This is a genomic window from Micromonospora sp. AMSO12t (genome assembly GCF_008806585.1).
In the GTDB taxonomy this organism is placed as follows: domain Bacteria; phylum Actinomycetota; class Actinomycetes; order Mycobacteriales; family Micromonosporaceae; genus Micromonospora; species Micromonospora reichwaldensis.
Genome location: NZ_WAAS01000408.1, coordinates 1 through 3,980 on the forward strand (window position 1 = coordinate 1; position 3,980 = coordinate 3,980).

General features: G+C 73.3%; 5 protein-coding genes. 3 read left to right on the forward strand and 2 right to left on the reverse strand.

The features are described from left to right. Positions 1-564, forward strand: a 564-nt coding sequence (locus F6X68_RS31345) for a DUF6350 family protein (protein WP_225852544.1), incomplete at its 5' end; no start/stop codon positions are given. 61 nt (positions 565-625) lie between these two features. Here F6X68_RS31345 and F6X68_RS31350 read toward each other — a convergent pair. Further along, a complete protein-coding gene (locus F6X68_RS31350; protein ID WP_151457629.1) occupies positions 626-1,285 on the reverse strand; it encodes a DUF4190 domain-containing protein in 660 nt (219 codons plus the stop codon). 20 nt (positions 1,286-1,305) lie between these two features. Beyond that, positions 1,306-1,605, reverse strand: a complete 300-nt coding sequence (locus F6X68_RS31355) for a CD225/dispanin family protein (RefSeq protein ID WP_151457630.1) — start codon at positions 1,603-1,605, stop codon at positions 1,306-1,308. Positions 1,606-1,786: 181 nt separating this feature from the next. Between F6X68_RS31355 and purN the strand changes: the two genes are divergently transcribed. Next, complete coding sequence (gene purN, locus F6X68_RS31360; protein WP_151457631.1) at positions 1,787-2,407, forward strand: phosphoribosylglycinamide formyltransferase; 621 nt, start codon at positions 1,787-1,789, stop codon at positions 2,405-2,407. Further along, positions 2,404-3,975, forward strand: a complete 1,572-nt coding sequence (gene purH, locus F6X68_RS31365) for a bifunctional phosphoribosylaminoimidazolecarboxamide formyltransferase/IMP cyclohydrolase (RefSeq protein WP_151457632.1) — start codon at positions 2,404-2,406, stop codon at positions 3,973-3,975. Before purN ends, purH begins: the two co-directional genes overlap by 4 nt. The last annotated feature ends 5 nt before the right edge of the window (positions 3,976-3,980 follow it).

Below are 3,980 nucleotides of genomic sequence, written 5' to 3' on the forward strand. Positions count from 1 at the left end.
GGCGGGGACGCCGCCGACCTGATCGGGGCCTACCGCACCGGGGTCGCCGGCCAGGCCGGGATCACGCTGGTCAGCCTCGCCTACGCGCCCAACGCCACAATCTGGTCGGTCAGCTACCTGCTCGGCCCGGGTTTCGCCGTCGGCACCGACACGGCGGTACGCACCAGCGAGGTCTCCGTGGGGGCGCTGCCGGCCGTACCGCTGCTGGCCGGGCTGCCGCGCGGGCCGGTCGACGGGCTCGGCGCCGGGCTGCTCGCGGTGCCGGTCCTCGCCGGGATGGCCGCGGGCTGGCTGCTGGCCCGCCGGCTGCTCCGGCTCGCCGCCGACGACCGGGCACCGCTGCGCTGGGGGCCGCTGCTCGGGGCGGCGGCGCTCGCCGGCCCGGTGGCCGGTCTGCTGCTGGGCGCCGCCGCGGCCGCCTCCGCCGGATCGCTCGGCGGCGGCCGGCTGGTCCAGGTGGGGCCCGTCGCCTGGCAGGTGGCGGCGGTGGCGACCGCGGTCGTCACGGTCGGGGCGCTGATCGGCGCCGCCGCGACCCGGGTGCTGTCCCGCGCGCCCCGCTGAGGGGCCGGAAGACGCCGAAGGGGCGCCCCGGACGGGCCGGGACGCCCCTGTCGCATGACGGTCAGGGCTGGTTGGGCAGCGTCAGACTGAAGCCCAGGAAGATGATCTGGAGCAGGCCGAGCACGACGCCGATGGCGCCACAGATCAGGCCGGCGAGGGCCTGACCGTTGTTGTCGGCCAGCCCCTGGGCGGCCTTCTGCTTGCCCATCCACCCGGTCACCAGCGCACCGATGCCCAGCGGGATGCCGAGGTAGCAGCAGACCATCGGGATCGAGGCGATGCCGAGGATCATGGACACCAGACCGAGGGTGTTCTGCTGCTGCCCAGGCCCCTTCGCGGCGAATCCCGCGTTGGGGTACATGGGCGGCTGCGAGTACGCCTGCTGGCCGTACGGGTCCTGGTACGGCTGCTGCCCGTACGGCTGACCCGGCGCCGGCTGCCCGTAGGGCTGGCCCGAGGTGGGCGGCTGCCCGTAGGGCTGGCCCGAGGTCGGCGGCTGGCCGTACGGGTCCTGCTGGCCGTAGGGGTCCTGCTGACCGTACGGGTTCTGCTGGCCGTACGGATCCTGCGGCGCGGCGTACGGGTCGTTCGGCTGCCCGGAGGCGGGCTGCTGACCGTACGGCGCCGCCGGCGGCGGGGCGTACGGGTCGTGGTGCGGCGCGTTCGGATCCTGGTGCGGCTGCTGGCCGTACGGATCCTGTCCGGGGTAACCGGGCTGCATGCGACTCCTCGTCCGATCTGTCAGTAGCTGCTGGTGGAGGTGTCGCCGCCCATCACACCGGCGAGCCCACCGAGCAGGCAGCACACCAGCACGATCACGTACCAGCTGATGCCGACGATGAGCGCCCACTTGGACCACTTCTTCGACTCGGCGGCGGCGGCCTGGGCCCCGGCGTAGTCGCCCTGCTGGAGCAGCGGGTTCACCTTGGAGGCGTTGATGATCGCCGGGATGGCCAGCGGCCAGAAGAGAAAGATGGCGACGATCGACATCGTCATGTTGTTGTTGATCTGCGGCTGCTGCGGCTGGTATCCGGGCTGCATCTCGGCGTACTCCTCATTCCACTCGACACCCCCGCGGGGCGTCGGATCACTGACGGGTGCGGGCCGACGCGCGCCGGGCCCGAGCGACCGGCAGCGTACCTGGTCCGGACCATTCGCGTCGTCGGTGAATGTCGCAATGCCCAGCGGATGGAAGCGGCGGCAGGCCCGATAGGGTGGCCCGGTGACCGAGCCCGCGCCCGTCGCCCGCATCGTCGTCCTCGTCTCCGGCTCCGGGAGCAACCTCCAGGCCCTGCTCGATGCGAGCGTCGATCCGGCGTACGGGGCCCGGGTGGTGGCCGTCGGCGCCGACCGCGACGGCATCGCGGGTCTGGACCGGGCCGCCGCGGCAGGTGTGCCGACCTTCGTCGAGCGGGTCGCCGACCACCCTGGCCGCGAGGACTGGGACGCCGCGCTGACCGCCCGCGTCGCCGAGCACCGGCCCGACCTGGTCGTCTCCGCGGGTTTCCTCAAGCTGGTCGGCCCGCGCTTCCTGGCCGCCTTCGGCGACCGCTACCTGAACACGCACAACACGCTGCTGCCGGCGTTCCCCGGCATCCACGGCCCGCGTGACGCCCTCGCCTACGGCGTGAAGGTCACCGGGGCGACGCTCTTCTTCGTCGACGCCGGCATGGACACCGGCCCGATCGTCGCGCAGGTCGCCGTGCCGGTGCACGACGGCGACGACGTCGAGACGCTCACCGAGCGCATCAAGGAAGCCGAGCGGCACCAGCTCGTCGAGCAGGTGGGCCGCCTGGTCCGCGAAGGTTGGACGATCACCGGAAGAAAGGTCACGGTCCCGTGAGTTCCACTCAGGACGAACGCCGCCCGATCAGGCGGGCGCTGGTCAGCGTCTACGACAAGACCGGCCTGGTCGAGCTGGCCCGGGCGCTGCACACGGCCGGGGTGGAGATCGTCTCGACCGGCAGCACCGCCTCGGCCATCGCCGGCGCGGGAGTACCGGTGACCCCGGTCGAGACGGTGACGGGCTTCCCGGAGATCCTCGACGGGCGGGTCAAGACGCTGCACCCGAAGGTGCACGGCGGACTCCTCGCCGACCTGCGCAAGGACTCCCACGTCGCCCAGCTCGACGAGCACGGCATCGCCGGTATCGACCTGCTGGTGTCCAACCTCTACCCGTTCCAGGCCACTGTCGCCTCCGGCGCGGGCGTCGAGGAGTGCGTCGAGCAGATCGACATCGGCGGTCCGGCGATGGTCCGGGCGGCCGCCAAGAACCACGCCTCGGTCGCCGTGGTGACCGACCCGGCCGCGTACCCGGCCCTGCTCGCCGCGCTCGGTGAGGGCGGCTTCACGCTGGCCCAGCGGCGCGTGCTGGCCGCCCGCGCCTTCGCCGTCATCGCCGAGTACGACGTGGCGGTGGCCGAGTGGTGCGCCGCCACGCTGGCGCCCGAGGAGGACGGCTGGCCGGACTTCGCCGGGCTGTCGCTGCGCCGGCAGGCGGTGCTGCGCTACGGCGAGAACCCGCACCAGCCGGCGGCCCTCTACGTCGACCCGTCCAGCCCGGCCGGGCTCGCCCAGGCCGAGCAGCTGCACGGCAAGGAGATGTCCTACAACAACTACGTCGACGCGGACGCGGCGTGGCGGGCGGCCAACGACTTCGCCGACCAGCCGGCGGTGGCGATCATCAAGCACGCCAACCCGTGCGGGATCGCGGTCGGCGCCGACGTGGCCGAGGCGCACCGCAAGGCGCACGCCTGCGACCCGGTGTCCGCGTACGGCGGGGTGATCGCGGTCAACCGGCCGGTCTCGGTCGAGCTGGCCCGGCAGGTGTCGGAGATCTTCACCGAGGTGCTGGTGGCGCCCGGCTTCGACGAGGGCGCGGTGGAGGTCCTCCAGGCGAAGAAGAACATCCGGCTGCTGCACGCGCCGGCCTACGCCCCGCTGCCGGCCGAGTGGCGGCAGGTCACCGGCGGCGTACTGGTGCAGATGGCCGACCGGATCGACGCCGAGGGCGACGACCCGGCCAACTGGCGGCTGGCCACCGGCGAGCCGGCGGACGAGGCGACCCTGCGTGACCTGGCCTTCGCCTGGCGGGCGGTACGCGCGGTGAAGAGCAACGCGATCCTGCTGGCCAGGGACGGTGCGACGGTCGGCGTCGGGATGGGCCAGGTCAACCGGGTCGACTCGGCGCAGCTCGCGGTCGCCCGGGCCGGAGCGGACCGGGCCCGTGGTGCGGTGTGCGCCTCGGACGCCTTCTTCCCCTTCGCCGACGGCCCGCAGATCCTCATCGACGCCGGCGTCCGCGCGATCGTGCAGCCGGGCGGCTCGATCCGCGACGAGGAAGTGATCGCCGCCGCCAAGCAGGCCGGCGTCACCATGTACCTGACCTCCACCCGCCACTTCTTCCACTGACCTCC